This is a genomic window from Rathayibacter sp. VKM Ac-2856, from assembly GCF_013205055.1.
Classification (GTDB): domain Bacteria; phylum Actinomycetota; class Actinomycetes; order Actinomycetales; family Microbacteriaceae; genus Rathayibacter.
The window spans coordinates 652,543-677,732 of record NZ_JABMLF010000001.1; the positions used below are offsets into that span (position 1 = coordinate 652,543).

Genomic DNA, 25,190 nt, shown 5'->3' on the forward strand with positions numbered 1-25,190 from the left:
CGAACCGGCGCGGATCGGAAGACTGAAAGCGTGATCGTCGTCGTCGCCCCGGGTCAGGGCTCCCAGACCCCCGGATTCCTCGAGCCCTGGCTCGCCGTCCCCTCGGTCGCCGAGCAGGTGGCCGCGCACTCGGAGGCGGTCGGCATCGACCTCGCCGCCCACGGCACCGTCTCGGACGCGGACACCATCCGCGACACCGCGGTCGCCCAGCCGCTGATCGTCTCCGCCGGGCTCGTCAGCCTGGCCGCGCTGCTCGAGGGCGGCCGTCGCGACCGCATCGCGGGCATCGCCGGCCACTCGGTCGGCGAGATCACCGCCGCGGCCGGAGCCGGAGTCCTCTCCGAGCCCGACGCCCTCGTCTTCGTGCGGGAGCGCGCCCGCGCCATGGCCGCCGCGGCCGCCGCGACGCCCACCGCGATGAGCGCCGTGCTCGGCGGCGACGAGCAGGCGCTGCTCGCCCGCCTCGACGAGCTCGGCCTCGAGCCCGCCAACTACAACGGCGGCGGCCAGATCGTCGTCGCCGGCGCGGTCGACGCCCTCCAGGCGCTGAAGGACGAGCCCGTCCGCGGCACCCGCGTCGTCCCCCTCCAGGTCGCCGGCGCGTTCCACACCCGCTACATGGCGCCCGCCCGGGACGCCCTCGGCGACGTCGCCGCCGCGATCACCCCGGCCGACCCGACGCTGCGCCTCTGGACGAACCGCGACGGCTCGGTCGTCGACTCCGGTTCCCGCTTCCTCGAGCTGCTCGTCGGCCAGGTCGCCTCCCCCGTCCGCTGGGACCTCTGCATGGCGGCCTTCGCCGAGGCGGGCGTCACCGGCCTGATCGAGCTGGCCCCGGCCGGCGCCCTCGTGGGCCTCGCCAAGCGCGGCCTCAAAGGCCTGCCCACCCTCGCGATCAAGACCCCCGACGACCTCGACGCCGCCCGCGCCTTCATCGACGAGCACGCCGCCTAGCAGGAGAGACCCATGACGACCCCTTCCCTCACCCAGTCCAGCGGCAGCGCGTACACCCGCATCCTCGGCATCGGCGCGGCGCGCGGCGACCTCGTCGTGCCCAACGACGACCTCGTCGGCCCGATCAACTCCTCCGACGAGTGGATCCGCCAGCGCACCGGCATCATCGAGCGCCGCCGCGCCTCGGCCGACGTCCAGGCCGTCGACCTCGCCACCACCGCCTCGCTCGAGGCGATCGAGAAGGCCGGCATCCGCGCCGACCAGATCGGCCTCGTGCTGGTCTCGACGATCAGCAACACCGTGCAGACGCCGTCCCTCGCCGCGCTGCTCGCCGAGCGCATCGGCGCCAACCCGGCTCCCGCGTACGACATCTCGGCGGCCTGCGCCGGCTACACCTACGGGATCGCCCAGGCCGACTCGTTCGTCCGCTCTGGACTCGCCGAGTACGTCCTCGTCGTCGGTGCGGAGAAGCTGTCCGAGATCGTGAAGTCGACCGACCGCAGCATCTCCTTCCTCCTCGGCGACGGCGCGGGCGCCGCGATCGTCGGCCCGAGCGAGACCGCCGGCATCTCCAAGACCGTCTGGGGCTCCGACGGCTCCAAGTGGGACACGGTCGGCATGGACAACCCGCTCGCCGCCTACCGCGACGGCGTCGCCGAGTGGCCGACGCTGCGCCAGGACGGCCCGTCCGTCTTCCGCTGGGCGGTCTGGGAGATGGCCAAGGTCGCCAAGCAGGCGCTGGCCGAGGCGGGCGTCGAGCCCGAGGACCTCGCGGCGTTCATCCCCCACCAGGCCAACATGCGGATCATCGACGAGCTCGCGAAGCAGCTGAAGCTGCCCGAGACGGTGACCATCGGCCGCGACATCGAGACGACCGGCAACACTTCGGCCGCCTCGATCCCCCTCGCCACCCACCGCCTGCTCGAGGAGCACCCCGAGCTCAGCGGCGGACTCGCCCTGCAGATCGGCTTCGGCGCCGGACTCGTCTTCGGCGCGCAGGTCGTGGTGCTCCCGTAGGGGGCGCGGACCCACCCCTAAACTGACCTACGGTCACACGACGAAAGCCGATTCCGGAGAGCATCCGGGATCGACGAGCACCACGATCTCGAACGACACCCACGATCCCGAACGACATCGCGGATCGAACACCCTCAAGGAGAGAACCATGGCACTGTCCAACGAAGAAGTCCTCGCCGGCCTGGCCGAGCTGGTCAACGACGAGACCGGGATCGCCACCGATTCCGTCGAGATGGACAAGTCGTTCACCGACGACCTCGACATCGACTCCATCTCGATGATGACCATCGTCGTCAACGCCGAGGAGAAGTTCGACGTGAAGATCCCGGACGACGAGGTCAAGAACCTCAAGACGGTCGGCGACGCGGTCACCTTCATCGTCAAGGCCTCCGAGTAGTCAGCGCCCCGCGCACCCCGTCCACGCGGCGGACACCCCGGCCCGGGCGCTGAGCCCGGCCGGGGTGCGCCCGGCACCAATCCCGTCACGGAACAGAGATCGTCGTCATGAGCCCCAAGAAAATCGTCGTCACCGGCATCGGAGCGAGCACGCCCCTCGGCGGCACCGCTCGCGAGTCCTGGAACGCCCTTCTCGCGGGCGAGTCCGGCGTCAGCACCATCGAGGCCGACTGGGTCGCCGAGCTCGAGCTCCCCGTCACCTTCGCCGCCCAGGCCAAGGTGCGCCCGGAGGAGGTCCTCCCCCGCCCCGAGGCCAAGCGCCTCGACCCCTCCAGCCAGTTCGCCCTGATCTCCGCGCGCGAGGCCTGGGCCGACTCCGGCATCACCGACGTCGACCCGCTGCGCGTCGGCGTCGACTACTCCACCGGCATCGGCGGCCTCTGGACCCTCATCGACGCCTGGGACACTCTGCGCGAGCGCGGCCCCCGCCGCGTCCTCCCGATGACCATCCCCATGCTCATGCCCAACGCCGCCGCGGCCGCGATCAGCATGTCGATCCCCTCCCGCGCCTACGCCCGCACCGACGTGTCAGCCTGCGCCTCCAGCACCGAGGCGATCGCGAACGCCTACGAGCACCTCCAGCGCGGCCTCGCCGACGTCGTCATCGCCGGCGGCACGGAGTCGGTCGTCCACCCGCTCCCCCTCGCCGCCTTCGCGTCGATGCAGGCCCTCTCGCGCCGCAACGACGACCCGGCCACCGCCTCCCGCCCCTACGACGTCTCCCGCGACGGCTTCGTGCTCGGCGAAGGCGCCGCCACGCTCGTCCTCGAGACCGAGGAGCACGCCCTCGCCCGCGGCGCCCGCATCTACGCCGAGCTCGCCGGCGGCGCCGTCACCAGCGACTCGTACCACATCACCGCCCCCGACCCCGAGGGATCCGCTGCCGCCCGCGCCATGATCGACGCCCTCGAGCAGGCCGGCGCCGCCCGCACCGACGTCACCCACGTCAACGCCCACGCGACCAGCACCCCCGTCGGCGACATCGCCGAGTACCGGGCCCTCGCCCGCGTCTTCGGCGACCACCTCCCCAACATCGCCGTCTCCGCCACCAAGGCCGCCACCGGGCACCTCCTCGGCGGCACCGGCGCGCTCGAGGCGATCTTCACCGTCCTCGCCCTTCACGAGCGGACCGCCCCGCCCACCATCAACCTCACCGAGCAGGACCCCCAGATCCCCCTCGACGTCGTCACCACCCCGCGGGACCTCGGCGCGGGACCGCTCGTCGCCCTCTCCAACTCCTTCGGGTTCGGGGGGCACAATGCTGTTGCCGCGTTCCGGTCGGTGTAGCGGGGCGTAGCCCCGTACACCGAGCGGAACGCGGGCTGCGCCGCGCATCGCGCGGCGCAGGCGCGTCCGCTCCCTGCGGGGTTGCGGATCGCAGGGCCGGTGCGGTTCGGCGACGGTGATCCGCTGGAACGCGGATCCCCGGATGCGCCTCGGGGCGCGCGGGTCGCCGTTCGCTCCGAGTGCCGGCTCCGTGCTCGCCTGCGCGGACGCGTCGCCTGCGGCTCGCTGAGTACAAGCACGTTCACCGGAACACCCACCGCGTGGACGCATCGCCTGCGGCTCGCTGAGGACAAGCACCGTCACCGGAACGCCCACCGCGTGGACGCGTCGCCTACGGCTCGCTGAGTACAGGCACCTTCACCAGAACATCTGCCGCGCGGACGCATCGCCTACGGCTCGCTGAGTACAGGCACGTTCACCGGAACATCCACCGCGTGGACGCATCGCCTGCGGCTCGCTGAGTACAGGCACCTTCACCAGAACACACACCACGTGGACGCATCGCCTACGGCTCCCTGAGTACCGGAGCCTTCACCGGAACTCTCGGTCGCGTGGACGCTTTGCCTACGGCTCGCTGGGCAGGGCACCCGTCACCGGGACGGTCGACCGCGTGGATGCTTCGCCTGCGGCTCGCTGGCGCTTCGCAGTGGCTTCGCGCGTTGTGACGGGCTCCGGCTCGCGGGATCTCGCAGACCGTCGAACCCGAAAGCTGTTCCGCGGGTCGAACAGCGCACCCGTCCACCTTCGGCACGCTGTTCGCGCTTCGGCTCGCGGAACACCGCCGATCCAGGGAACCGAGGCTCAGATCGCGAGCCCGATTCGGTCAGGCCGACTCCGGCACGTCGAATCAGCTCAGGCTCGGAGAACACGGCGAATCTCACGAGCCCGACACCATTCCACGAGCCGAACCAGACGCCCACACACCTCCGGCACGCCGAATCGACCCCGGCTCGCCGAATCCGGCCGATTCCACGAGCCCAACGCCACTTCACGAGCCGAACCAGACGCTCACGCACCTTCGGCACGCCGAGTCGACCCCGGCACGCCGAATCCGGCCGATTCCACGAGCCCGACCCCATTCCACGAGCCGAACCGGACGCCCACACACCTCCGGCATGCCGTTTCGACTACGGCTCGCCGAACGCGGCGGATTCCACGAGCCCGACACCACTTCACGAGCCGGACCAGACGCTCACGCACCTTCGGCACGCCGAATCGACCCCGGCTCGCCGAATCCGGCCGATTCCACGAGCCCGACCCCATTCCACGAGCCGAACCGGACGCCCACACACCTCCGGCACGCCGAATCGACTCTGGCTCGCCGAATCCAGCCGATTCCACGGGCCCAATGCCATCTTGCGAGCCGAACCGGATGCCCACACACCTCCGGCACGCCGTTTCGACTCCGGCTCGCGGAACGCGGCGGATTCCACGAGCCCGACGCCACTTCACGAGCCGAACCAGCCATCCCCACAAGTTCGGCACGTCGAATCAGCTCGGGCTCGCCGAAGGCGGCCGATTCCACGAGCCCGGCACCACTTCACGAGCCGAAGACGGGTCCGCCCCACTACGACCAGCAGCGCCCGGATCGCCGCGCGCCACGAGGCGCATCCGGCGATTCGCGTCCCAGCGAATCACCGTCGCCGCACGCACCCCGCTCCACCCAGCGCACCTACCTGCGAAAGCCGACCGCGCTGCGCCGCACAGGGGGCGGCGCAGCAGAGAACTCAGCCGACGCTGTGCATCCAGACGACCGGGGCGAAGTCGCTCGCGGCGCGGAAGGGCTCGAGCTCGTCCTCCCAGGCCTGGCCGAGGGCGAGGCGCAGCTCGCGGTGCAGCTCGATGGGGTCGGCGCCGGCGGTCTCCATGGCGGAGCGGATGCGGTCCTCGGGGATGACGGTGTTGCCGCCGCTGTCGGTCTGGGCGTAGAAGATGCCGAGCTCGGGGGTGTGCATCCAGCGGCCGCCGTCGGTCCCCGGTGACGGGTCCTCGGTCACCTCGTAGCGGACGTCGGACCAGCCGCGGAGGGCGGAGGCGATCACCGCGCCGGTGCCGACCGGGCCCTCCCAGGCGAACTCGGCGCGCTGGGCGCCGCGCTGCACGGGCTGCTCGATCCAGTCGAAGTTGACGGCACGGCCGAGAGCGCGACCTGCTCCCCATTCCAGATGGGGGCAGAGCGCGCGGGGGGCGGAGTGCACGAAGAGCACACCCCGAGTCTGTTGCGTCACCACGCTGTCCTCCGTCCGTCCTGGTGCGTCTTCCCCAACGACCTGGACCACGAGCGACGTGCAGTGCCTTCTTGTGCGGCGGACGAGCCACCGCTCCAGATTATGCAGGAGAGCCCCCGTAACGACAAGGCGCCTCGCCGCGCCTCGCCCGGGGCCGCGCAGATCCCCTGCCTATACTCGGGATCGTCCGCCCGAACCGCGGCGCCGCCCGGATCCGGGCCCGCATCCGCTCGAGAGGAGCCCCGTGTCGGTCCGCGACGGCCTGCTCGCTCTCCTCACCCTCGGTCCCGCCTACGGCCTGCAGCTGCACGCCGAGCTGCTCGACCGGGCGGCGCACCGCCGCCGGGTGAACGTCGGTCAGATCTACTCCACGCTCGACCGCCTCCGCGAGCGCGGTCTGGTGGTCGGCGCCGGAGCGACCGAGGACGGTCTCCCCCTGCACGCTCTCACCGAGGAGGGCCGGGCCGAGGCCCTCGCGTGGCTCTCCGGCGACGGCGCCTCCGCCGAGGAGGACTGGGATGACGTCCTCGACCGCATCCTGCTCGCCTCGAGCCTCTCCTCCGCCGATCTCGACGCTGTCCTCGACGGCTACGCGAGCACGCTCCCCGACGAGCAGGAGGTGCCGGACGAGCACCCGCAGCGACGCCTGGCCGCCCGCGCCGTGCTGGTGCGCGACGACGCCCTCCGCCGGCTCCTCGAGGCCGCCCGGGACGAGCTGTCCGGGGGCGGCGACGGCGCGGCCGTCCGCGGCTACGCCCTCGAGCGCCCGCGGCGGGGCCGCCGGGCCGCCGCGAAGGACGACGCGACGTCCGAGGAGCCGGACGGCGACAGGATCGGCCGACACGAGACAGGCGCGGGCGCCGTCGCCTAGGCTGGCGAGTATGATCCGTTCGCCTCTCGGCCTCCGCGTGTCCACGTCCGCGCGCCGACGGCTCGTCGCAGCCGGTGCGGGCACGGTCCTCGTCCTCTGCGCGGCCCTCGCCGCGCCGATGGCGGCCTCCGCCGCCTACGACCCCTCCGACTACCCGTCGTGGTCGGACGTCGAGGCCGCGAAGTCGAGCGAGAGCGCCACGGCCGCCGAGGTCGACCGCATCACCGCGATCCTCGACGACCTGCGCAATCAGGCCGCCGTCCTCACCGACGCCGCGATCGCCCGCGCCTCGGAGGCCGACGACGCGCAGAGCGCGCTCGACGAGGCCACCCAGCGCGTGACCGCTCTCGAGGAGCGCGCCACCGCCGCCCGCGCGGACGCCGATGCCGCGAAGGAGCAGGCCGGCCGCCTCGCCGCCCAGCTCTACCGCAACGGCGGCACCGACGCGACGCTCAACCTCCTCGTCGGCGGCGAGCAGTCGGACCAGCTGCTCTACCGCCTCGGCACGATGAGCCAGCTCACGCTGCAGACCAGCCGCCTCCAGGACGACGCCGAGACCACCGAGAACACCGCCGCAGCCCTCGCCGGGCAGGCGGAGCAGGCGCGCACCGAGCGCCTCTCGCTCGTCAGCGCCGCGCAGGACGCGCTCGCAGCCGCTCAGTCGGCGCAGTCCGAGGCCGACGCGAAGGTCGCCGACCAGGAGCAGTACAGCTCGCAGCTCTACGAGCAGCTCGCCTCGCTCAAGAACACCACGGCCGCGCTCGAGGAGGAGTTCGCCACCGGTCAGGAGGCGAAGGCCGCGTTCGAGGAGCAGGAGCGCCAGTCGCGCCTCGCCGCCGAGGCCGAGGCCCGGCGCCAGCAGGCCGCGAAGGCGCCGTCCGCTCCCTCGGCACCGGCGCCCGCGGCACCGGCCACGGGTGGCGGTGGAGGTGGCGGCGGTCCGGTCGAGCTGGGGAACGACGACCAGTCCGGCAAGAACAGCACCGCGAAGACCATCGCCGCGCTCAGCACCTACGCCGGTCGCACCGACGGCATGTCGCCCGCACAGGCGCAGAACTACGCGCGCTCCGTCGTCGGCAGCCACGGCTGGGGCCAGGACCAGGTCGACAACTGCCTGATCCCGCTCTGGAACGGCGAGTCCGGCTGGCGCTGGAACGCCCTGAACCGCTCCTCCGGCGCCTACGGCATCCCGCAGGCCCTGCCCGCGAGCAAGATGGCGTCCTACGGCGCCGACTACCAGACGAACGCGGCCACCCAGGTCGACTGGGGCCTCGCCTACATCGCCGACCGCTACGGCTCGCCGTGCGCGGCGTGGTCGTCCTGGAACAGCCGCTCGCCGCACTGGTACTGAGCACCGCACTGGTACTGAGCGCCGCACTGCTACTGAGCGCAGAGGCGAACGCCCGGCCCTCGCGTCACTTCGCCTCGTCGTAGGCGTCGACGATCGCGACGGTGACCGGGAAGTCGACCTCCTGCTCCCCGAAGAGCGCGCGGCCGGCGCGCACCGCGGCCTCGCGGACGATCGCGGCGACGCGCTCCGCCTCGCTCTCGGGCGCGTGCACGATCACCTCGTCGTGCAGGAAGTACACGAGGTGCGCGAGCGCGCCCTCCGCGCGCAGCCTCGCCCGCAGCTCCCCCATCCAGCAGAGCGCCCACTCCGCGGCCGTGCCCTGCACGACGAAGTTGCGGGTGAAGCGCCCCCAGTCGCGGGCGCGCTGACCCCCGGCGTCCACGTCCCCGGGCGGTGAGCTGCGGCCGAGCCGGGTCGAGACCGACTCGCCGCGCTCCCCCGCCCGCGCGGCCGCCTCGACGTGCGCGACGGAGAGCGGATAGGCGCGCGCCAGTCTCGGGAGCAGCCGCCCGGCCTCCCCGCTCGTCGCCCCGTACATCGCGCCGAGCATCGCGACCTTGGCCCTCGGCCGGTCCGGCACGACCCCGGCGTCGACGATGCCCTGGTAGAGGTCCCTGCCGCGACCGGCAGCGGCCATCACGGAGTCGCCCGCCAGCGCGGCGAGGATCCGCGGCTCGAGCTGCGCCGCGTCCGCGACGACGAGCTTCCAGCTCGCATCGGCGGTCACCGCGGCGCGGATCTGCCGCGGCAGCTGCAGCGCGCCGCCGCCCGAGGTCGCCCAGCGGCCGGTGACGACCCCGCCGACGACGTACTCGGGCCGGAACCGCCCGTCGTGCACCCAGGCGTCGAGCCAGGCCCAGCCGTTGGCGGTCAGCAGACGCGAGAGCTTCTTGTACTCCAGCAGCGGCGGGATCACCGGATGCTCGATCGAGGTCAGCTCCCACGAGCGGGTCGACTCGACCGCGAGACCGGCGCGGCGGAGCGCGCGCAGCAGGTCCGCCGGCGAATCGGGGTTCAGCTCGGGCGCGGCCAGCTCGCGGCGGATGTCATCGGCCAGCGCCTCGAGGCGGGCCGGGCGGCCGCCGAAGCGCGGCCGCGGGCCGAGCAGCTCGGTGAGGACCCGGTCGTGGACGTCCGCGCGCCAGGGCAGACCGGCCGCGGCGATCTCGCGGGCGATCAGCGCGCCGACGGACTCGGCGGCGAGCAGGAGGCGCAGTCGCCCTCCCTCGACGGCCGAGGCCAGCGCCTCCTCCTGCCGCGCGAGCTCGACCAGCGGGTCCAGCTCGTCGGTCTCGGCGGGAGCCTCCTCGAAGCCGAGGAGCGTGTCCCCCGCGGCCGGCGCGGCCGCCCCGGCGTCCCAGGCGTCGGGAGCCGCGCGCGCGAGCGGCGAGCGCGCCGTCTGCTCGGAGCGGCGAAGGATCGCGCGGGCGAGGCGGAGGTCGTGGCAGCGCGCGACGTGCACGCCCTCGGCCAGCAGCGCCGGGTACCAGCGCGCGGTGTCGTCCCAGACCCAGCGCGGTCGCTCCGCCTCCTGCGCCCGGACGAAGGCGGCCAGCTCGACCGGGCCGCGACCGCCGCCGAGCTCCGCCCCCGAGCCGTCCGCCGCCACTGCCCGCCACGACCCCGTGGGTCCACCGGTGAGCGCGAGGAGCATCCGGCCATTCTCCCCCGCCTCGGTGCCCGCGCGGACGAGCACCCCCGGCACCGCGGTCACGGAGCGCGCTCGGGAGCCGGCTTCGACGCCGGATAGCCGGGGAACGGCTTCTCCTGCGCGGTCAGCGGCTGATGCGCCCAGAGCGCGGCCGCGATCGTCTCCATCGACCGCGAGTAGCCGACGAGCGTGCGCCGGCTCGGCTCCGCGGCCCACGTGACGGCCCGGTACCAGCTCTCGCGGTAGGGACCCGTCTCGATCCGGCGGATCAGCCCGATCCGCCCGGTCCGCATCGCGTCCACCATCACCCACTCGTCGGGCCCGCTGCTGCGCAGCATCTGGAGGGGACTCCACTCGATCATCTCGCCTCCTGCCCGGTCGGTCCGCTGCCGTGGCGAGCACGGGCGCCGCGGCGTACACTCGCAGACTATCGAACACATGTTCGAACGGCCAGTCGAGTCCGACGGGTCGAGCGGAGCAGGCGGGAGCACCCACGATGGCGGTGATCGACGAGACGGCGATGGTCGCCACCGACGGCGACGGAGTGCCCGTCGCCCTCGAGTGGCGGGGTGCTCACTACCGCGTGACGGACCGGCCGACGGTCTGGACGTGCACCAGCGACTGGTGGGCGCCGCTCGACGGCTTCCCGCCCACATTCGGCGGGGTGCCGGTCAGCATCGGCGGCTGGCGCTTCCAGGCGACCGATCTCGAGACGGGCGGAGCGTACGTGCTCGACGTCGTCGCCTCGACCGATCCGTGCTGGAGCGTCGTGCGGTGCTACGAGTGAGGGTCGAGGCTCCCGACCCGGCCCCCGGCTACTTGCTGTCCGACCAGGGGGCGACCGTCATGGCGATCAGAGCCGCGACTCCGGAGACGAGGCCGACACCGGCGATGGCGGCTACGACGAGCCAGAGCACGAGTTCCATAGGGCCAGTCTACCGAGTGCGTCGAGCCCCCGTTCCATCGCCCGGCTCTGCAATAGCGTGAGCGGAATGACCGACTCCCCCACTCGCGCGAGCGTCGGACTGCGCTCCGAGCGCGGTCCGATCCTCCTCGCGCTGATGATCTCGACCGCGCTCGTCGCGCTCGACGCGACCATCCTCTCCACCGCGGTGCCCTCGATCGTCGCGGACCTCGGTGGCTTCGAGCAGTTCCCCTGGCTGTTCTCGATCTACCTGCTCTCCCAGGCCGTCTCCGTCCCTCTCTACGGCAAGCTCTCCGACGTCATCGGCCGCAAGCCCATCATGCTGATCGGGATCGGCCTGTTCCTCGTCGGCTCCCTCCTCTGCGGGCTGGCCTGGAGCATGCCCGCGCTGATCGCGTTCCGCGCCCTGCAGGGCCTGGGCGCCGGAGCGATCCAGCCGATGGGCATCACGATCGCCGGCGACATCTACACGGTCGCCGAGCGCGCGAAGACCCAGGGCTACCTCGCGAGCGTCTGGGGCATCTCCTCGGTCGTCGGCCCGACCCTCGGCGGCGTGCTGTCGGACCTGGGCGCGTGGCGCTGGATCTTCCTGGTCAACATCCCGCTCTGCCTGCTCGCCGCCTTCCTCCTGATCCGCAGCTTCCGCGAGACCACCCGCGGCGAGCGCGCCCCGCTCGACGTCGCGGGAGCCTCGGTGCTCGCCCTCGGCACCGCGCTGCTCATCCTCGGCCTGCTCGAGGGCGGCAACGCCTGGCCCTGGCTCTCGGCCGCGGGGGTGGGCGTCTTCGTCGTCTCGGCCCTCGCCTTCGCCGCCTTCGTCGCCGTCGAGCGGCGGGCCGCGGCCCCGGTGCTGCCGCTCTGGGTGCTTACGAGACGGGTGCTGCTCTCCACCAGCCTCGTCTCGGTGACGGTCGGAGCGATCACGCTCGGCGTCACCTCCTACTTCCCCACCTTCGCGCAGAACGTCCTCGGCAGCTCCGCCCTCGGCGCCGGCTTCGCGGTCGCCGCGATGACGCTCGGCTGGCCTGTGGCCGCGAGTCTCTCGGGGCGGCTGTACCTCCGGATCGGCTTCCGGCGGACGGCCTTCATCGGGGCGGCGCTGGTCACGGTCGGCACCGGGCTGACGATCCTCCTGGGCGCCTCGTCCAGCCTCTGGGAGATCGCGGGCTTCTGCGTGCTGATCGGCGCCGGGATGGGCCTGGTCGCGACCCCGACCCTGATCCGCGCGCAGGCGAGCGTCGAGTGGAACGAGCGCGGCGTCGTGTCGTCGACGAACTTCTTCGCCCGCAACATCGGCAGCGCCGTCGCCGTCGCGGTCTTCGGCGCGATCGTCAACGCCCAGGCGGGCGGCGGGGATCCGACTCCGGAGGGCCTCGCGGACGGCACCCGCTTCGTCTGCATCGCCCTGACGGTCCTCGCGGTCGGCATGCTCTTCGCGGTCCGCGCGATGCCGAAGGACGGGCCCCGGCCGGCCGAGGCGCCGGCGGCCGCGTCGACGGAGTCCTAGGCGCCGGCCCGGCCCGGGATCCCGGCCCCGAGCCGCGTCCCGGCCTGCCGCTCTAGCGCGGAGCGCGGCGGGCGGCGGCGAGGGACTGCAGCCGCTCCTGGTGCCGGCGCCGGGTGCGGTGCATCCAGCGCTGCAGCGGGTCGCCGAGACCGGGGTGGCGCCGGAGCGTGTGCAGCGCGCGGTCCAGGCGCCGCACCATGTCCTTCGCCGCCCCGAACGGCCGCGCGGAGATGCCGACCTCCAGGTGCCGGTCGAGCACGATCCGGTGGCGCAGCCCCAGGTGCACGCTGAGCTCGACGTCGTCGTGCACGTACGGGTCGTCGCGGTGCATCTCCCCCGCGACCTCCTCCCAGGCCGACCGCCGGACGGCGCAGTTGGAGCCGAAGAGCGGCCAGTGCGACAGCGCCGATCCCATCAGCACGAAGTAGGCGTCCATGTAGGCGACCCGGGCGAGCGCCCGTGCGAGAGGACCGAGCTCGACGAAGCGTCCGGGGCCGGTCACCGCCCCGACCGTCGGATCGGCGAAGTGCGCGGCGATCCGCGCCAGCCAGTGCCGGTCGGGCTGCGAGTCCGCGTCGAGCCGCGCGAGCACGTCGCCCTCCGCCTCGTCGAAGCCGTGCGCCGTGCTGGCGGGGATGCCGGTGCCGCCGTGCACGACCACCCGCGCACCCGCCGCGCGCGCGACCTCGGCGCTGTCGTCGGTGCTGCCGTCGTCGACGACGACGATCTCGAAGGGGGCGAGCGTCTGGTCGGCGAGGAGCGCGAGCAGCCGCTCGAGATGCCGGGCGTCGTCCTTGACGGGGACGACGACCGAGATGCGTCGGGAATCCATCCGCACAGTCAACGCGATGCCCACGCCCAGCGGGCACCCGCCACGCCCGCCGACGCGGTGATCGACCTGTCAAGCGGCTCCCGCCTCCGGAGCCCGGGTGCTGGGATCGGGATCAAGGGGGCGCCCGGCCTCCACGGAACAGGAGACGTCATGACCCGCGGACCCCGCGACTTCCAGCCCACCCGCGCCGTCGTCACGGCCTCGGACTCGGGCATCGGCCGAGCCGTCGCCGTTGCCCTCGCCGAGGCGGGGATGGACGTCGGCATCACCTGGCACAGCGACGAGAAGGGCGCGCAGGACACCGCGGAGGAGGTCCGCTCGCACGGCCGCCGCGCCGAGGTCGCCCGTCTCGACGCGACCGAGCTCGATCGCGCGGGCGACGTCATCGACGACCTGGCGCGGCGCCTCGGCGGCCTCGACGTCTTCGTGAACAACGCGGGCGGAGGCGGAGGCGAGTCGTTCCTCGAGCAGAGCCTCGACAGCTGGCGCGAGGTCGTCGCGCTGAACCTCGACGGGGCCTTCGTCTGCCTCCAGCGGGCCGCCCGCATCATGGTGGAGCAGGGCACCGGCGGCCGGCTGATCGGCGTGACGAGCGTGCACGAGCACCAGCCCCGCGTCGGCGCGAGCGCCTACACGGCCGCCAAGCACGGCCTCGGCGGTCTGCTGAAGGTCGCCGCCCTCGAGCTGGGCAGGCACGGCATCACGGCCAATGCGGTCGCACCGGGCGAGATCGCGACCCCGATGAACGACGCGGAGGACGTCGACCCGTTCACGATCGACCGCCCGGGCATCCCGCTCGGCCGCCCGGGCGACGCCCGGGAGATCGCGGCCGTCGTCGCCCTCCTCGCCTCGCCCGCCGGCTCGTACATCACCGGCGCGTCCTACACCGTCGACGGCGGCATGCTGCAGATGGGACCGCAGGCCGGCTCGCACCTGCTGCAGGACGACTGGCGGGACGCCTGAGCGGGCGCCGCCCGCCAGGACCGCCGTCGACGCTCCCGAGCGTCCGGTCGGCCGACCAACGCCCCCGCCCGACCGGTACTCTCGAGAGGGTGCTCCGGCGGGCGGGGTGCTCGGACCGAGGGTGCAGGTGACGCGCGTGTGGTTCCGCCGTCGACGCAGGTTCAAGATGGAGCCGTACGACCCGGACGAGAACCCGGCGCGCGAGCCCGTCTCGGTCGAGGAGGCCGCTGAGGAGGGCCTGCTGCTCGCGCAGTACGCGAGCCGGATGGCCGTGAAGAACCGCGTGCTGATGGACGGCCTGGCCGAGGGCGTCCCGTTCGACGTGCGCCACTACTCCGTCATCGCCGCCGCCGAGCTGGAGAAGCTCGCCGACGAGTCCGAGGCCGCGGCCGAGCGCCTGCGCGCCATCGCCGCGGACGCGACCCTGGTCGGCGGCCGCTCCGATCACGTGCACGACTACCGCTCCGCCGACATCGACAACCTCGACCACCGTGAGCGGCTCTCGCTCTCGGTCGCCGACTCCCTGCGCCACCGCGCGCGCGACGAGCAGTACCTGGCCGCGCTGGTCGACGACGCCCGGCGCGACGCCTGGCGCGAGCTGTCGCAGTCGATCGAGGAGACCCTCGACCGGGCCCCGCGGATCGACGCCGACGACGAGGAGTACCGCCGCGACCGCTCGGTCCGGATGGCGCTCGTCGTGGTCGACGATCTGGCGCAGCTCGCGGCCGAGCGCGGAGTCGTTCTCGAGGAGTGAGGCGTCTCCCGCAGTCAGGGGAAGGACGCCGTCAGGGTCGAGGCTCGATCAGGCCCAGCCGGCCCGGAACGACTCGGTCGCCTCGGAGGAGCGCTCGCGCACGGCCTCGAGCAGCTCGACCATCGAGGTGCTGCGCAGGAACGCGAGCCGGTCGAGCTCGGTGACGGGAGCGACGCCCGCGAGCTGCCAGGCGTGCGCCGCCGGGTCCTCCGCCAGCTCGACGACGGCGCCGTAGCGCTGCTCGACGAACTCGCTCGCGACCGCCAGCGCCGTCCGCACCGCCGACTCGGCGGAGCGCAGCAGCTCCTCGTGCTCCGGTGCCCACTCGAGCGGGGCCACGGCGCGCACCTCGGCCTTCGGGTACGGATCGTCGTCGTACCAGCGGACGACCTCGAAGCGGTCCTCGCCGACGGAGTCGATGGTGACGAAGGACTCGGCGCCGTCGATGTTGAGGATGCGCGCGACCGTGCCGATGGGGAAGCGCTGATCGCCGCCGCCGACCTCCTGACCGCGCTCGATCAGGACGACGCCGAACGAGAGCGTGTCGTCCTCGAGCACGTCGCCGAGCATCCGCAGGTACCGCGGCTCGAACAGCCGGAGCGGGAGCGGCATGTGCGGCAGGAGCACGGAGCCGAGCGGGAACATCGGGAGGTCAGGCACGTGACCAGCGAACCACGTCGGGAAAGACGCGGCCACCACGGGCTTCCGGGCGACGGACGTGCTAGCGCTCTCGCGGGCGAGCGGGCGAACTCCTCCTGCTGTCACGGCCGCACCGCCACGCCCGGATCCGGGCACCTCCCGTTAACCGAGCGGGTGCAGGATGCGCGCGTGCCTGATGACGTGAACCTCGACCAGATCGTCTCCGAAGTGTCTGCGCGCCTGCGCACCCGCTTCCCCGACCGCCCCGCCGCCGAGGTGGAGTCCGCCGTCCAGGCGGAGCTCGACGCCCTCGCCGGCCGCCCCGTCCAGGACTACCTGTCGGTCCTCACCGAGCGCGCCGCGAAGTCCCGCCTGAAGAAGTCCCACCCGGACGCCTGACCCGCCCTTCCACTCCGCAGAAGTCGTCGTACTCGACACTCGAGTACGACGACTTCTGCGAACACGAGGCGTCGGCCGTCGGCACGACCGCGCCGGATCGGAAATAGGGACTTAAGGGCTCGATCCCGGGCCAATCGGAGTCCGAGCGCGACGCTCCGTAGAGACTTTTCTGAGCCGCGCTCGACTAAGTAACCCGCCGCAGGCCGCAAAATCTCGCGTAGGTACTCGGACCAAAGCACCTTCCGCAACAGGAACCTTTCGCCGTTGGCGGAATCGATCACCCCGTTGTGGCGTCGTCCGAGGGGCTTTCGGAGGGGCTGATTCTCGGCTCGACGTCTTCGACGGGCGTCGGTCGGAGGTCCGGTGCGCTTCTGAGGCGTCCGGTCTCCACGATCTCGAAGGTGATGCTCACCTGCTGATCAATCATCTCGAGCACGTTAATTACGTCCATGACCTCGCCCCGGTTTGAAACAGCAATGACGACGGGCAATCGCATAGGGCTCTCCGCACTTTTGATCGGCACGGTCGTCCGCATCTCGAACAAAGGATCCCCGTGCTTCACTGCGCGATTAGCAGTCAGCCACTTCCACGGCTCTCCGTCGATGTTCTGTTCCCATGGCACGCCCCCCTCAAGCTCTAACCTAAACGTCACTTGGTGAGCTTCGCGAAGAACGACCGAGGCTTGAACTAGTCCCTTATGTTTATCTGCAATGTCCAATTCGTGAAGATGAACGAAGATACCTTCGTCAACCGGCTGGACATGGTACGGCTGAATTTAGTGAAGACGCTCGAGGACAAACTCCGGTACGGTTGCGAGCGATCCACGCGCCCACTTCATCCACTGCTCTCGAGTAAGGCAGATGGGAAAATAGATGCGACGCGCGTTTTCCGCAGTCGGCACGGCCCCATCAAGATGTGCCATTGACCAAGTTAGGGCGTCGAGTGCAGCGCGATAGTTATGGAGCGCGTCCGCAAGCAGTAGGGACCACTCGTACACAGGCGGCTCGTGTGGTACCCGAGCATGAAAGGTCACGAGCCGCCGGTCCTGGGAAAACCTAGGCTCGAGCCCGATCGGTACTGTGACGCCCCAAGCGCGAATTCTCGAATCCAGTTCCGCACCCAGTTGACGCGCGCGATTCCACTTCTGATGCGGCCACTCGGGATAGTCGAGTACAGGTCGAAGCTGTCGCGGCTCTTCGTTCATACTCATATTCTGTTCCATGTCATACACACGCTTCTCGCTCCGCTTCTCACGCGGCGCAACCCACGCGTGGCTCTCGGCCCGCGCGACGGATCCCAATACTGCCCGCCTGAGCGCATCGACCCCTCTCAACCGCGGTCTCGCTGCGCGGCCCGCGGCCGTCGGATTTACAAACAGTCTCGCGGCACTGCTCCGTAGGTCGCATTGACGGCCGGGCGGCGCAGACCCGGTTCGACCTGTAAACAGTACCGCCGTATCGCGCTCGATGTCCCGGGACGAAAACGCGCCCGACGGGGTGCTCGGACGATTGAGAGCGTAGGCATGCCTCCGCAGCGGCGATGCACCGGTAGCCCGAAGTTCAAACGACGCTCGTCCGCACGAGCGAAGACTCCCTCAGTCCGCCATATGGGACCCATGAGGTCCGCTACTGAATGACTTGGCAGACGGGTTATCCGATATCGCGCCACGCACTCGGGCGACGAGAAGACGTCCGGCTCACGCGGTCGTAGTCGGAACTGCGGCGGCGAAGGCGACTTCCACGGCGGGGTCGTCTGGTCCAAGCGCAAAGACTACGACTCGCTCTACCGCCGCCGCTTCCGCAACGCCGCTACGCCGACGGCCAGCCTGGCCCGTACTTCTTCCACCTCCGCCGCAACGCCGCGACGCTGTTCGCCGCGTTCGGAGTGCCGCTGGTACGGATCGTCCGCATCTTCGGCTATACCGACACCGCGACCACTAGCAAGTGTTCCTGCAACGCTTCCCGCAACCCCCAGTAGGCCGACATAGACCGCCTCGACGTGTATCCCTCACCTACGGACGCCACGCCAGAAGTTCACGACCAAGTGGCAGAGTGATGCTTAGACGCTTCTCAGTACTCACTCCAGTCGCGAACCGAGCGCTCATCTCCTCTCGCGCCCAAAGTTCGACAGCTACATTTTGGAGGTCTTTCCGGTGTCGCGATCCCGTCGCGATATGGTAGGCGAGACCCATGGCCAATACTTCGAAGGCGGTATTCAAAAAACCTCCAGCAAAGCGGTCCTTTTCGGCACTCCACTTCCGGAAGGCATTGGAACCGAGCTGCGAGTTCAGCTGCTCAAATGTCTGTGTAAAAATGCCTTGAAGACGATCGCGACCGAGTGGGTAGACTTCAGCCATTGAAACGGATGCATCATCCAATTTCTGATTAAAGCCTCGAAGGTCAACAGGCTTAATAGCGCCGTTTTCGTGAAGGTACAGAAAACGTAGAACAAGGTCTTCGTCATACTTTTCAGACAGGAGTTTCTCGGGCAAACTGATCGACTCCTGGAAGTCTGGATTTGATGTTGTCTCCTGAAGCCACAAGCCAAATTCTGCGCTCACTCCAGCGAGTAGCGCGTGTCGCATTTCTTGAGGAGCAAGGGGTGTTCCGTAGCTATTAAGTCGCTGGAATAAATCGTACTTGGTGGCAGGATCCGATTCTCTTTTGACAATCTTTACGTCGACCTTCGAGCGCTTGAAGTCTAGCCGTTGCGCATCTGAAAGCGAATCGTCATCGTCGGACTCCCAAACCATTCCCTCCAAGCCCTTGAGATATTTAGTTCCCTCCATTCGAAGAGGCTCGTAGCTTGGCAGCAATCCTTGCAGCTGAAGGATTGTTGAAACTCGCTGTAGCCCATCGATCAACTCCCACTTTCCATTTTGCGCTTGAGAGACAAAGATAGAAGGCAGGGGAATTCCGAGCAAAATACTTTCGACCAGCCGCGACTTTTGCTCGGCCTCCCAGCGATAAAGACGCTGATATGCTGGCTGAATTACGAGCTCTCCGTCGCGGTAAAGGCTCGACAGCTCTCCTATACTCATGGGGTAACTATCTGTCGAAATTTTACGCCGGGCACGCCCCAATTCGTGATCGAGCGCTGAAGATCTATTAGTCAACGAAGACCCTCCGATGCAGTAATTTCTTTGCTAAGTCCAACCATATCCGGAAATACCATACTTTCCGCAAACCCAAGCACCTCGAGATCGTTCCGCATCACGTCTCGCGGATATAAGAGATCGATTTTCCAAAGCGCATCAACCTCCGGCACTGCAAATTGTTCCATTGGCTCCAAACTCTTTCCCGCCACACTGAAAGCACCTCGCTGTGCAACTATGCGGGCCGAGTTGTGGGTTCCGTAGATCGCAAGAGGAACCTTGTGACGTTGAACCAACTGACGATCTAAAGGAGCGTAAGACTTAAGTTCTTCGTCATCGGTAGTTAGAATTCCAATATCGTCAAACTCATCCAAATGCTTGGCGTTCCGGTTCCACCGAGCAGGCGATATCTTCCATATGGCTGGCGTATCGTCGACCTCTCTTTCGGGGACCGTCGGGAGAGCAGCAAAATATAAAGCGACGAGAAGATTTTCCGTCCAATCAAGAAGACGTGTAGGAATGCCATAGTGCTGCATTGCAAACAGGTGCTCCCAGTCGTTCTGAGGATAACCATTTGGCCAGTATGGCAGGCTGCGTTGCCTGAAGCGGGTGATTAAACGCCGCTCTATGTCGAAAATCTCTTCGGCGTCATTCAGCTTCCGGAAGAGACTTGGAATCAGGGTGTGTGACTTGGATGTATGCCCCCGATGCCAAAGCGGCTCCCCTTCGTTTGCCCTACCTAACTCAAGCGCTACGTCAATCAGCGCACTCGTGGACGCTGCTGACAGAGTTTTCACCACTACCGTTCCCCTGACATCGAAGTGTGAAAACCATCATCGCACGATCGCTACGTCGGGCGGTTACGAAGGGGGTCTGCGGCTGCGGATTCAACCTCAACGGCCCGCTCCCCAGTCTTTAGTTGGTAGGGCGTACGGGACTTGAACCCGTGACCGACGGATTATGAGTCCGCTGCTCTGACCGGCTGAGCTAACGCCCCGCGGCGCCCGAGGGGGCGGGGCGGACCGTCAGGAGGCGGTTCGGCCGGCCGGAGCGGACGCTGCGTCGGAGGCCGGATCGGCCACCGGCTCCCCACGATACAGGCTCTCGAAAGTGCTGATCGTGCGGTTGATGTCGTGGGCGGCGACGATGCGGAGCGAGCTGCGCTTGAGGGCCTCGAGGCGCTCGGGGTCGGCCGTGAGGACGTCGGTCAGGCGGTCGGCCATGGCCTGCGCGTTGCCGGGCTCGAAGAGGTGGCCGTTCTCGCCCTCGTGGACGAGGTGCGGGAGCGCCATCGCGTCGGCGGCGACGACGGGGAGGGCCGAGGCCATCGCCTCCATGGTCGCGATGCTCTGCAGCTCGGCGATGGAGGGCATCGCGAAGACGGTGGCGCGGCTGTACGCCTGCTTCAGCTCGGCGTCGGAGACGTAGCCGGTGAAGTGGACGCGGTCGGCGATGCCGAGCGTCGTGGCGAGCTGCTGCAGGTTGCGCATCTGGTCGCCGCCGCCGACGATCTCGACCTGCGCGTCGAGGGCGGGATCGAGCAGTGCGGCCGCCCGGAGGAGGACGTCGATGTGCTTCTCGCCGGTGACGCGGCCGACGAAGAGGATGCGGTTGGCGGTGCGCGGCGTGAAGTCGGGGGTGTAGTTGTCGGCGTCGATTCCGCAGGAGATGGCGTGCACGCCCTGCAGGCCGGTGTACTTCTCGAGGAACTGCGCCGCCTTGCGGGTCGGCGTCGTCACGGCCTCGGCCCGGCCGAAGGTGCGGCGCGCGGCCCGCCAGGCCATCGCCACGGCCTTCGCCTGGACGGCCTTGGGCAGCAGCGTGAACTCGAGCATATTCTCGGGCATGAAGTGGTTCGTGCCGATGATGCGGATGCCGCGGACGGCCGCCTCCTGGCCGAGACCGCGGCCGACGATGACGTGCGACTGGAAGTGCACGACGTCCGGCTTCACCTCGTCGAGGATCCGCGCGCTGTTCTGGCGGATGCGCCACGGCATCGCGAAGCGCAGCCAGTCGTGCGGGTACCAGCGGAGGCTGAAGAGGCGGTGCACGATGATCCGCTGACCCTCGTGGCTCTCGACGCGGGTGCCGCTCCAGCCGTCGGACGACGGGGCGACGACGTGCACCTCGTGGCCGCGCGCCTGGAGGCCGGCGGCGAGGCGCTCGGCGAACTTGGCGGCTCCGTTGACGTCGGGCGCGAACGTGTCGCAGCCGATCAGGACGGTCAGCGGGCGGCGGGCGGCGTCTCCCGCCGTGGCGGGCTCACCGGTCGACGACTCGGGTCGCGACTCGTCGCGGGGTTCTGACACGGAGTGGGTCCTAACGGTGTCGTGTCGCTCCAAGAGAGAGGAGCGATCGGCGTGGGTTCGGGCGGGAGCACGGCGTCTCGAAGCGGTCCCAGTGTAGGCGCGGAGGGGCGCGGAACCCGGGATTGCGGCGGCTCGCGTCGGGCGCTTCAGCGGGCCTGCGGGTGGTGCTTCGCGAGGAGGAAGACGCCCCAGATGGCGACCACTCCCGCCGCGATGAAGAGCGGGATCGCCCACGGCGCCGCGTACTGCGCCTCGCCGAGGACGACGATGCCGATCGCCACGGCGACGAGCGGGTCGACGACGGTGAGGCCGGCGACGACGAGGTCCGGCGGGCCCGACGCGTAGGCGTTCTGGACGAAGTAGCCGCCGAGCGCGGTCGCGGCCAGCAGCGCCACGATGCAGACGACGGTGAGCGGGTCGAACTCGCCGAACTTGATCCGGTTGAGCACGACCTTCGCGAGGGTCGCGACGAAGCCGTAGACGACGCCGGCTCCGAGGATGTAGAAGATCGCCCGAGCCTTCTTGCGGAAGACGCGGAAGGCGATCACGAAGATCGTCATCACGACCGCGAGGATCACCAGGATCGTGATCAGCTGCGACGTCCGGATCGACTCGTCGACCGCGTTGAAGGCGGCGACCAGGACGAAGACCCCGACGCCGCCGACGCAGAGCATGATGGCCCGGATCGAGGAGGCGTTCAGCCGGACCTTGCTCACCCGGGCGTTGACGATCGCCGTGATGACGAGCGCGACGGCGCCGAGCGGCTGGACGACGATGAGCGGCGAGAAACCGAGGCTGGTGAGCTGGAAGACGATCGCGAGAGCCAGCATCAGCGTGCCGATCACCCAGGACGGCCGCGACAGCAGCGCGAAGAGCTGCCCGCCGCTCAGCCCGCTCGAACCGGAGCGCTTCGAGAACCGCTCGACCTTGACGACTCCGCGGTGCTGGAACTGCGCGCCGAGGGAGAGGAAGACCGCCCCGACCAGAGCGATCGGGATGCCGATGAACTTCGCCGGGTCGTTCAGAAGGTCGGCGAGGTCAGTGGGCATGGGCACGACCCTACCCACGATCGATCCGCGCATCCTCCGACGCACGGGGGACGTCGGACAACCAGCGGATGACGATCGGGACGGCCGGCTGCGGGCCCCGCGATACCCTGAACCCCATGGCCGTCCTCCCCATCCGCATCGCCGGCGACCCCGTCCTGCACTCCCCCGCCGCCCCCGTCACCGAGTTCGACGACGCGCTCCGCACGCTCGTCGCGGACATGTTCGAGACCATGGACACCGCCCCCGGCGTCGGCCTGGCCGGCCCGCAGGTCGGCGTGCCGCTGCGGCTCTTCGTCTACGACTACCCCGACGACGACGACACTCCCCGTCGCGGCGTCGCGATCAACCCCGAGCTCTTCGTCACACCGACGCCGCTCGGCGAGGCGGACGAGGACACCGAGTCGGAGGGCTGCCTGTCGTTCCCGGGCGAGCGCTTCCCGCTGCGCCGCTCCGAGCGCGCGATCCTGCGCGCGGTCGACCTCGACGGCACGCCGTTCGAGATCGAGGCGGAGGGCTGGTTCGCCCGCGTCTTCCAGCACGAGTTCGACCACCTCGACGGCGTCCTCTACACGGACCGCCTCGAGCACGAGTACGCGAAGCCCGTCGCCAAGATCACCCGCAAGCGCGGCTGGGGCGTTCCGGGCGTCTCCTGGACCCCGGGCGTCGACCACCTCGAGGACTGAGCCCCGGCGGAGTCGTCCGGCCTAGGCCAGGTCGACGCCGTGCACGCCGTTGTGGTGACGGACGGTCGGGAAGGACGCGGTGACGCTGCGGCCGACGCCGGGCGTGCGCTTCTCCACGACGTCGCCGCCGAAGAGGGCGGCGCGCTCGCGCAGCTCCGAGAGCGCCGGGCTGTCGATGCGGTCGGTGAGGGCGTGCAGGTCGGCGTCGACCGCGCTCGCGTCGGCCTCGGCACCCGCGTGGCGCTCGCGGTCGTCGTCCACCTCGACGCGCAGGCCCGTGGCGGTCCAGCGGGAGGTGATCCGCAGCTCGGTGCCGGTGCCGCCGGACTCGAGCGCCTCGTCGAAGGCGTACTCGAGCACCCGCATCACGGCGAGGTCCGCGCCGTCCTGCAGCGGGAACGCCTCGCCGAACGTCTCCTCCTGCACGACCAGCCCGCGCTCGCGCGCGCTCTCGATCAGCGCGGCCGAGCCGTCGGCCGCGGGCAGCTCGCCCGGCTCGACCGCGGCGACGGTGGCGATCCGGCGCAGCTGCGCGAGCGACGCCTCGGCGGCGCGGACGGACCGCACGGCGGAGCGCGAGGCGGCGGCGGGATCGCGCTCGATGGTGAGGCGCACGCTCTCGGCCTCCTCCACCACCTTCGACGCGGCGCGGACGGCGAGCTGCTCGAGCTCGCCGACGATGCGCAGTCGCGCCTCGAGCTCGCGGACGGTCAGCTCGAGACGGGCGACGCGCGACGCCTCCTCGGCCCTGCTGTCGACGGCGCGACGCTCGGCGGCGGCGGAGCGGCGCCAGAGGACGACCGCCGCCGCCGCGACGATCAGGGCGAGGACGAGGACGACTTCGAGCACGACGGCCTCCGGGGAATCAGGGAACGGCGCGGGGGGACGCCGGAGAGCGATCGTACCCGGGAGCGGGCGTCGGAGCCGGAGGCGCGGCGGGGGCTTGCGGTCAGCTCTCGCGACGACTGCGCGCGACGGTGAACTTCGCGCTGCGCTCGATGATCTTCGTCGGGCCGACGGAGCGGCGCAGCTCGGCGGGGTGCGCGAGGTGCGAGTTGAAGACGGTCCAGAGCTCGCCGCCCGGGCGGAGGATGCGGCCGGCCTCCTGGATCATCCGACGGGCGACGAGGTCGGTCACCGCGCCGTCGGAGTGGAACGGCGGGTTGCACAGCACGACGTCGACCGAGCCGTCCGCGAGGCTCGAGGCGTTGTCGTCGCGCAGCAGCCGGACGCGGTCGGCGACGCCGTTCGCCTCGGCGGTGGCACCGGCGGATTCGACGGCGGCGCGCGAGCTGTCCGTCGCGATCACCTCGATGTCCGGCCGGGCGAGGGCGAGCGACGCGGCGAGCACGCCGGAGCCGCAGCCGAGGTCGACCGCGACGCCCCCGGGCAGAGCCGCCGGGTCGAGTGCGGCCAGCAGCGCCCGCGTGCCGAGGTCGAGCTTGGCGCCGGCGAAGACGCCCGGCAGCGCGACGACCTCGAGTCCGAGCTCGGCGAGACGGCGGCGCTCGGCTCCGGGGGCAGCGGGCTGCTCCGCCTTCGCCTCGCCCGCGAGCAGCGCCCGCGACTTCTGCCGGGCGAGGCTGACGTCGATCCGGTCGTAGCGGCGTGCGAGCACGTCGTTCATGCCGAGCGACATGTGCTTGATGCGGCCCGCTCCGATCAGCTGCGCCGCGGGGTTCGCGAGCGCGACGTCGGCGGCGACGGCGGCCAGGGAGTCGAGCGAGCGCGGGAGGCGGAGCAGCACGATCTCGGCACCGTCGACCGCCTGGGCGACCGACTCTGCGATCTCGAAGGGCGCGAGCTCGATGCCCGCGGCGCGGACCGCCTCGGCGTTGGCCGTGAGGGCACGCTCGGCGGTGATCGAGTCCTGCGCGGAGGAGACGGCGACGCCGTCCGCGGCCAGGGCCAGCGTCAGCGCGCCGAAGGCGTCGCCGACGACGGCGACGCGCGAGCGGCCCGCGGCGAGGTCGAGGAGGAGGCGGTCGCTCGCGTCGACCGCGACGAGGTCGGGGGCCTCGACATCGGGCCGGCGGCGGAGGAGGTCGAGGACGTCGTCGCGCATGGGGGCTCCGGTCGGGACGGGGCGGAGGCGGCGTGCGACCGGGAGGCCTGTGGACTCGAGCCCAGGAGCCCGAGGAATCGGGCGAGGGGGCGACGGAGGGCGACGGCGACCCCGCAGGGCGCACGAAAAAGGGCCCAGGAGTGGAGTCCCAGGCCC

General features: G+C 70.4%; 24 protein-coding genes and 1 tRNA gene. 12 read left to right on the top strand and 13 right to left on the bottom strand.

Annotated elements, in window-relative coordinates; genetic code table 11:
• Window positions 1-30: 30 nt before the first annotated feature.
• From HQQ82_RS03060 to HQQ82_RS03075, 4 genes are all read left to right on the top strand, one after another.
• Window positions 31-954 (top strand): ACP S-malonyltransferase, encoded by a 924-nt coding sequence (locus tag HQQ82_RS03060; protein ID WP_173231598.1) that lies wholly within the window; start codon window positions 31-33, stop codon window positions 952-954.
• A gap of 12 nt (window positions 955-966) precedes the next feature.
• A complete protein-coding gene (locus HQQ82_RS03065) occupies window positions 967-1,971 on the top strand; it encodes a beta-ketoacyl-ACP synthase III (RefSeq protein ID WP_173231599.1) in 1,005 nt (334 codons plus the stop codon).
• A gap of 148 nt (window positions 1,972-2,119) precedes the next feature.
• Window positions 2,120-2,368, top strand: coding sequence for an acyl carrier protein (locus tag HQQ82_RS03070; protein WP_159985175.1), 249 nt, complete (start codon window positions 2,120-2,122; stop codon window positions 2,366-2,368).
• A 107-nt stretch (window positions 2,369-2,475) separates the two neighbouring features.
• Entirely contained in the window at window positions 2,476-3,714 is a 1,239-nt protein-coding gene (locus HQQ82_RS03075; RefSeq protein WP_173231600.1) for a beta-ketoacyl synthase, read from the top strand.
• Window positions 3,715-5,441: 1,727 nt separating this feature from the next.
• Here the strand turns inward: HQQ82_RS03075 and HQQ82_RS03080 are convergent.
• Window positions 5,442-5,945, bottom strand: coding sequence for a DUF3145 domain-containing protein (locus HQQ82_RS03080; protein ID WP_367947789.1), 504 nt, complete (start codon window positions 5,943-5,945; stop codon window positions 5,442-5,444).
• Window positions 5,946-6,186: 241 nt separating this feature from the next.
• Between HQQ82_RS03080 and HQQ82_RS20490 the strand changes: the two genes are divergently transcribed.
• Together HQQ82_RS20490 and HQQ82_RS03090 are read left to right on the top strand one after the other, a co-directional pair.
• On the top strand, window positions 6,187-6,813 hold the full coding sequence (locus HQQ82_RS20490; protein ID WP_173231601.1) for a PadR family transcriptional regulator: 627 nt from the start codon (window positions 6,187-6,189) through the stop codon (window positions 6,811-6,813).
• A gap of 10 nt (window positions 6,814-6,823) precedes the next feature.
• A complete protein-coding gene (locus tag HQQ82_RS03090; RefSeq protein WP_173231602.1) occupies window positions 6,824-8,164 on the top strand; it encodes a hypothetical protein in 1,341 nt (446 codons plus the stop codon).
• A 64-nt stretch (window positions 8,165-8,228) separates the two neighbouring features.
• Here HQQ82_RS03090 and HQQ82_RS03095 read toward each other — a convergent pair whose 3' ends face one another.
• Together HQQ82_RS03095 and HQQ82_RS03100 are read right to left on the bottom strand one after the other, a co-directional pair.
• Window positions 8,229-9,818, bottom strand: coding sequence for a bifunctional 3'-5' exonuclease/DNA polymerase (locus tag HQQ82_RS03095; protein ID WP_173231603.1), 1,590 nt, complete (start codon window positions 9,816-9,818; stop codon window positions 8,229-8,231).
• 56 nt (window positions 9,819-9,874) lie between these two features.
• Window positions 9,875-10,177 carry a hypothetical protein gene (locus HQQ82_RS03100; protein WP_173231604.1) on the bottom strand — a complete coding sequence of 101 codons (303 nt, stop codon included), beginning with the start codon at window positions 10,175-10,177 and terminating at the stop codon, window positions 9,875-9,877.
• A gap of 134 nt (window positions 10,178-10,311) precedes the next feature.
• Here HQQ82_RS03100 and HQQ82_RS03105 point away from each other — a divergent pair, with 134 nt between their 5' ends.
• The gene (locus HQQ82_RS03105) at window positions 10,312-10,602 is read left to right on the top strand and encodes a hypothetical protein (RefSeq protein ID WP_173231605.1); all 291 of its coding nucleotides are present in this window, start codon (window positions 10,312-10,314) and stop codon (window positions 10,600-10,602) included.
• Between the two features lie 205 nt (window positions 10,603-10,807).
• Window positions 10,808-12,247 carry an MDR family MFS transporter gene (locus HQQ82_RS03110; RefSeq protein ID WP_173231606.1) on the top strand — a complete coding sequence of 480 codons (1,440 nt, stop codon included), beginning with the start codon at window positions 10,808-10,810 and terminating at the stop codon, window positions 12,245-12,247.
• A gap of 52 nt (window positions 12,248-12,299) precedes the next feature.
• Here HQQ82_RS03110 and HQQ82_RS03115 read toward each other — a convergent pair whose 3' ends face one another.
• A complete protein-coding gene (locus HQQ82_RS03115; protein WP_173231607.1) occupies window positions 12,300-13,079 on the bottom strand; it encodes a glycosyltransferase family 2 protein in 780 nt (259 codons plus the stop codon).
• A gap of 150 nt (window positions 13,080-13,229) precedes the next feature.
• Here HQQ82_RS03115 and HQQ82_RS03120 point away from each other — a divergent pair, with 150 nt between their 5' ends.
• Window positions 13,230-14,042, top strand: a complete 813-nt coding sequence (locus tag HQQ82_RS03120) for an SDR family oxidoreductase (protein ID WP_173231608.1) — start codon at window positions 13,230-13,232, stop codon at window positions 14,040-14,042.
• Between the two features lie 127 nt (window positions 14,043-14,169).
• A complete protein-coding gene (locus HQQ82_RS03125) occupies window positions 14,170-14,796 on the top strand; it encodes a hypothetical protein (RefSeq protein ID WP_216848159.1) in 627 nt (208 codons plus the stop codon).
• A gap of 48 nt (window positions 14,797-14,844) precedes the next feature.
• Here the strand turns inward: HQQ82_RS03125 and HQQ82_RS03130 are convergent, their stop codons facing one another.
• Complete coding sequence (locus HQQ82_RS03130) at window positions 14,845-15,456, bottom strand: LON peptidase substrate-binding domain-containing protein (RefSeq protein ID WP_173231610.1); 612 nt, start codon at window positions 15,454-15,456, stop codon at window positions 14,845-14,847.
• Between the two features lie 168 nt (window positions 15,457-15,624).
• Here HQQ82_RS03130 and HQQ82_RS03135 point away from each other — a divergent pair, with 168 nt between their 5' ends.
• Window positions 15,625-15,834, top strand: a complete 210-nt coding sequence (locus HQQ82_RS03135; RefSeq protein WP_173231611.1) for a three-helix bundle dimerization domain-containing protein — start codon at window positions 15,625-15,627, stop codon at window positions 15,832-15,834.
• Between the two features lie 277 nt (window positions 15,835-16,111).
• Here the strand turns inward: HQQ82_RS03135 and HQQ82_RS03140 are convergent, their stop codons facing one another.
• From HQQ82_RS03140 to HQQ82_RS03165, 6 genes are all read right to left on the bottom strand, one after another.
• Window positions 16,112-16,486: a hypothetical protein gene (locus HQQ82_RS03140; RefSeq protein WP_173231612.1), complete on the bottom strand. Its 375-nt coding sequence runs from the start codon at window positions 16,484-16,486 to the stop codon at window positions 16,112-16,114.
• A 1,359-nt stretch (window positions 16,487-17,845) separates the two neighbouring features.
• Window positions 17,846-18,874: a DUF262 domain-containing protein gene (locus HQQ82_RS03145; RefSeq protein ID WP_173231613.1), complete on the bottom strand. Its 1,029-nt coding sequence runs from the start codon at window positions 18,872-18,874 to the stop codon at window positions 17,846-17,848.
• Between the two features lie 71 nt (window positions 18,875-18,945).
• The gene (locus HQQ82_RS03150) at window positions 18,946-19,728 is read right to left on the bottom strand and encodes an FRG domain-containing protein (RefSeq protein WP_173231614.1); all 783 of its coding nucleotides are present in this window, start codon (window positions 19,726-19,728) and stop codon (window positions 18,946-18,948) included.
• 120 nt (window positions 19,729-19,848) lie between these two features.
• Window positions 19,849-19,925, bottom strand: a tRNA-Ile gene (locus tag HQQ82_RS03155).
• 28 nt (window positions 19,926-19,953) lie between these two features.
• On the bottom strand, window positions 19,954-21,144 hold the full coding sequence (locus HQQ82_RS03160; protein WP_173232303.1) for a glycosyltransferase: 1,191 nt from the start codon (window positions 21,142-21,144) through the stop codon (window positions 19,954-19,956).
• A 239-nt stretch (window positions 21,145-21,383) separates the two neighbouring features.
• On the bottom strand, window positions 21,384-22,286 hold the full coding sequence (locus HQQ82_RS03165) for a DMT family transporter (protein WP_173231615.1): 903 nt from the start codon (window positions 22,284-22,286) through the stop codon (window positions 21,384-21,386).
• 116 nt (window positions 22,287-22,402) lie between these two features.
• Between HQQ82_RS03165 and def the strand changes: the two genes are divergently transcribed.
• Window positions 22,403-22,969, top strand: coding sequence for a peptide deformylase (gene def, locus HQQ82_RS03170; protein WP_173231616.1), 567 nt, complete (start codon window positions 22,403-22,405; stop codon window positions 22,967-22,969).
• A gap of 21 nt (window positions 22,970-22,990) precedes the next feature.
• Here def and HQQ82_RS03175 read toward each other — a convergent pair whose 3' ends face one another.
• Window positions 22,991-23,818: a hypothetical protein gene (locus tag HQQ82_RS03175; protein ID WP_173231617.1), complete on the bottom strand. Its 828-nt coding sequence runs from the start codon at window positions 23,816-23,818 to the stop codon at window positions 22,991-22,993.
• Between the two features lie 100 nt (window positions 23,819-23,918).
• Window positions 23,919-25,034 carry a class I SAM-dependent methyltransferase gene (locus HQQ82_RS03180; RefSeq protein ID WP_173231618.1) on the bottom strand — a complete coding sequence of 372 codons (1,116 nt, stop codon included), beginning with the start codon at window positions 25,032-25,034 and terminating at the stop codon, window positions 23,919-23,921.
• Window positions 25,035-25,190: the final 156 nt, after the last annotated feature.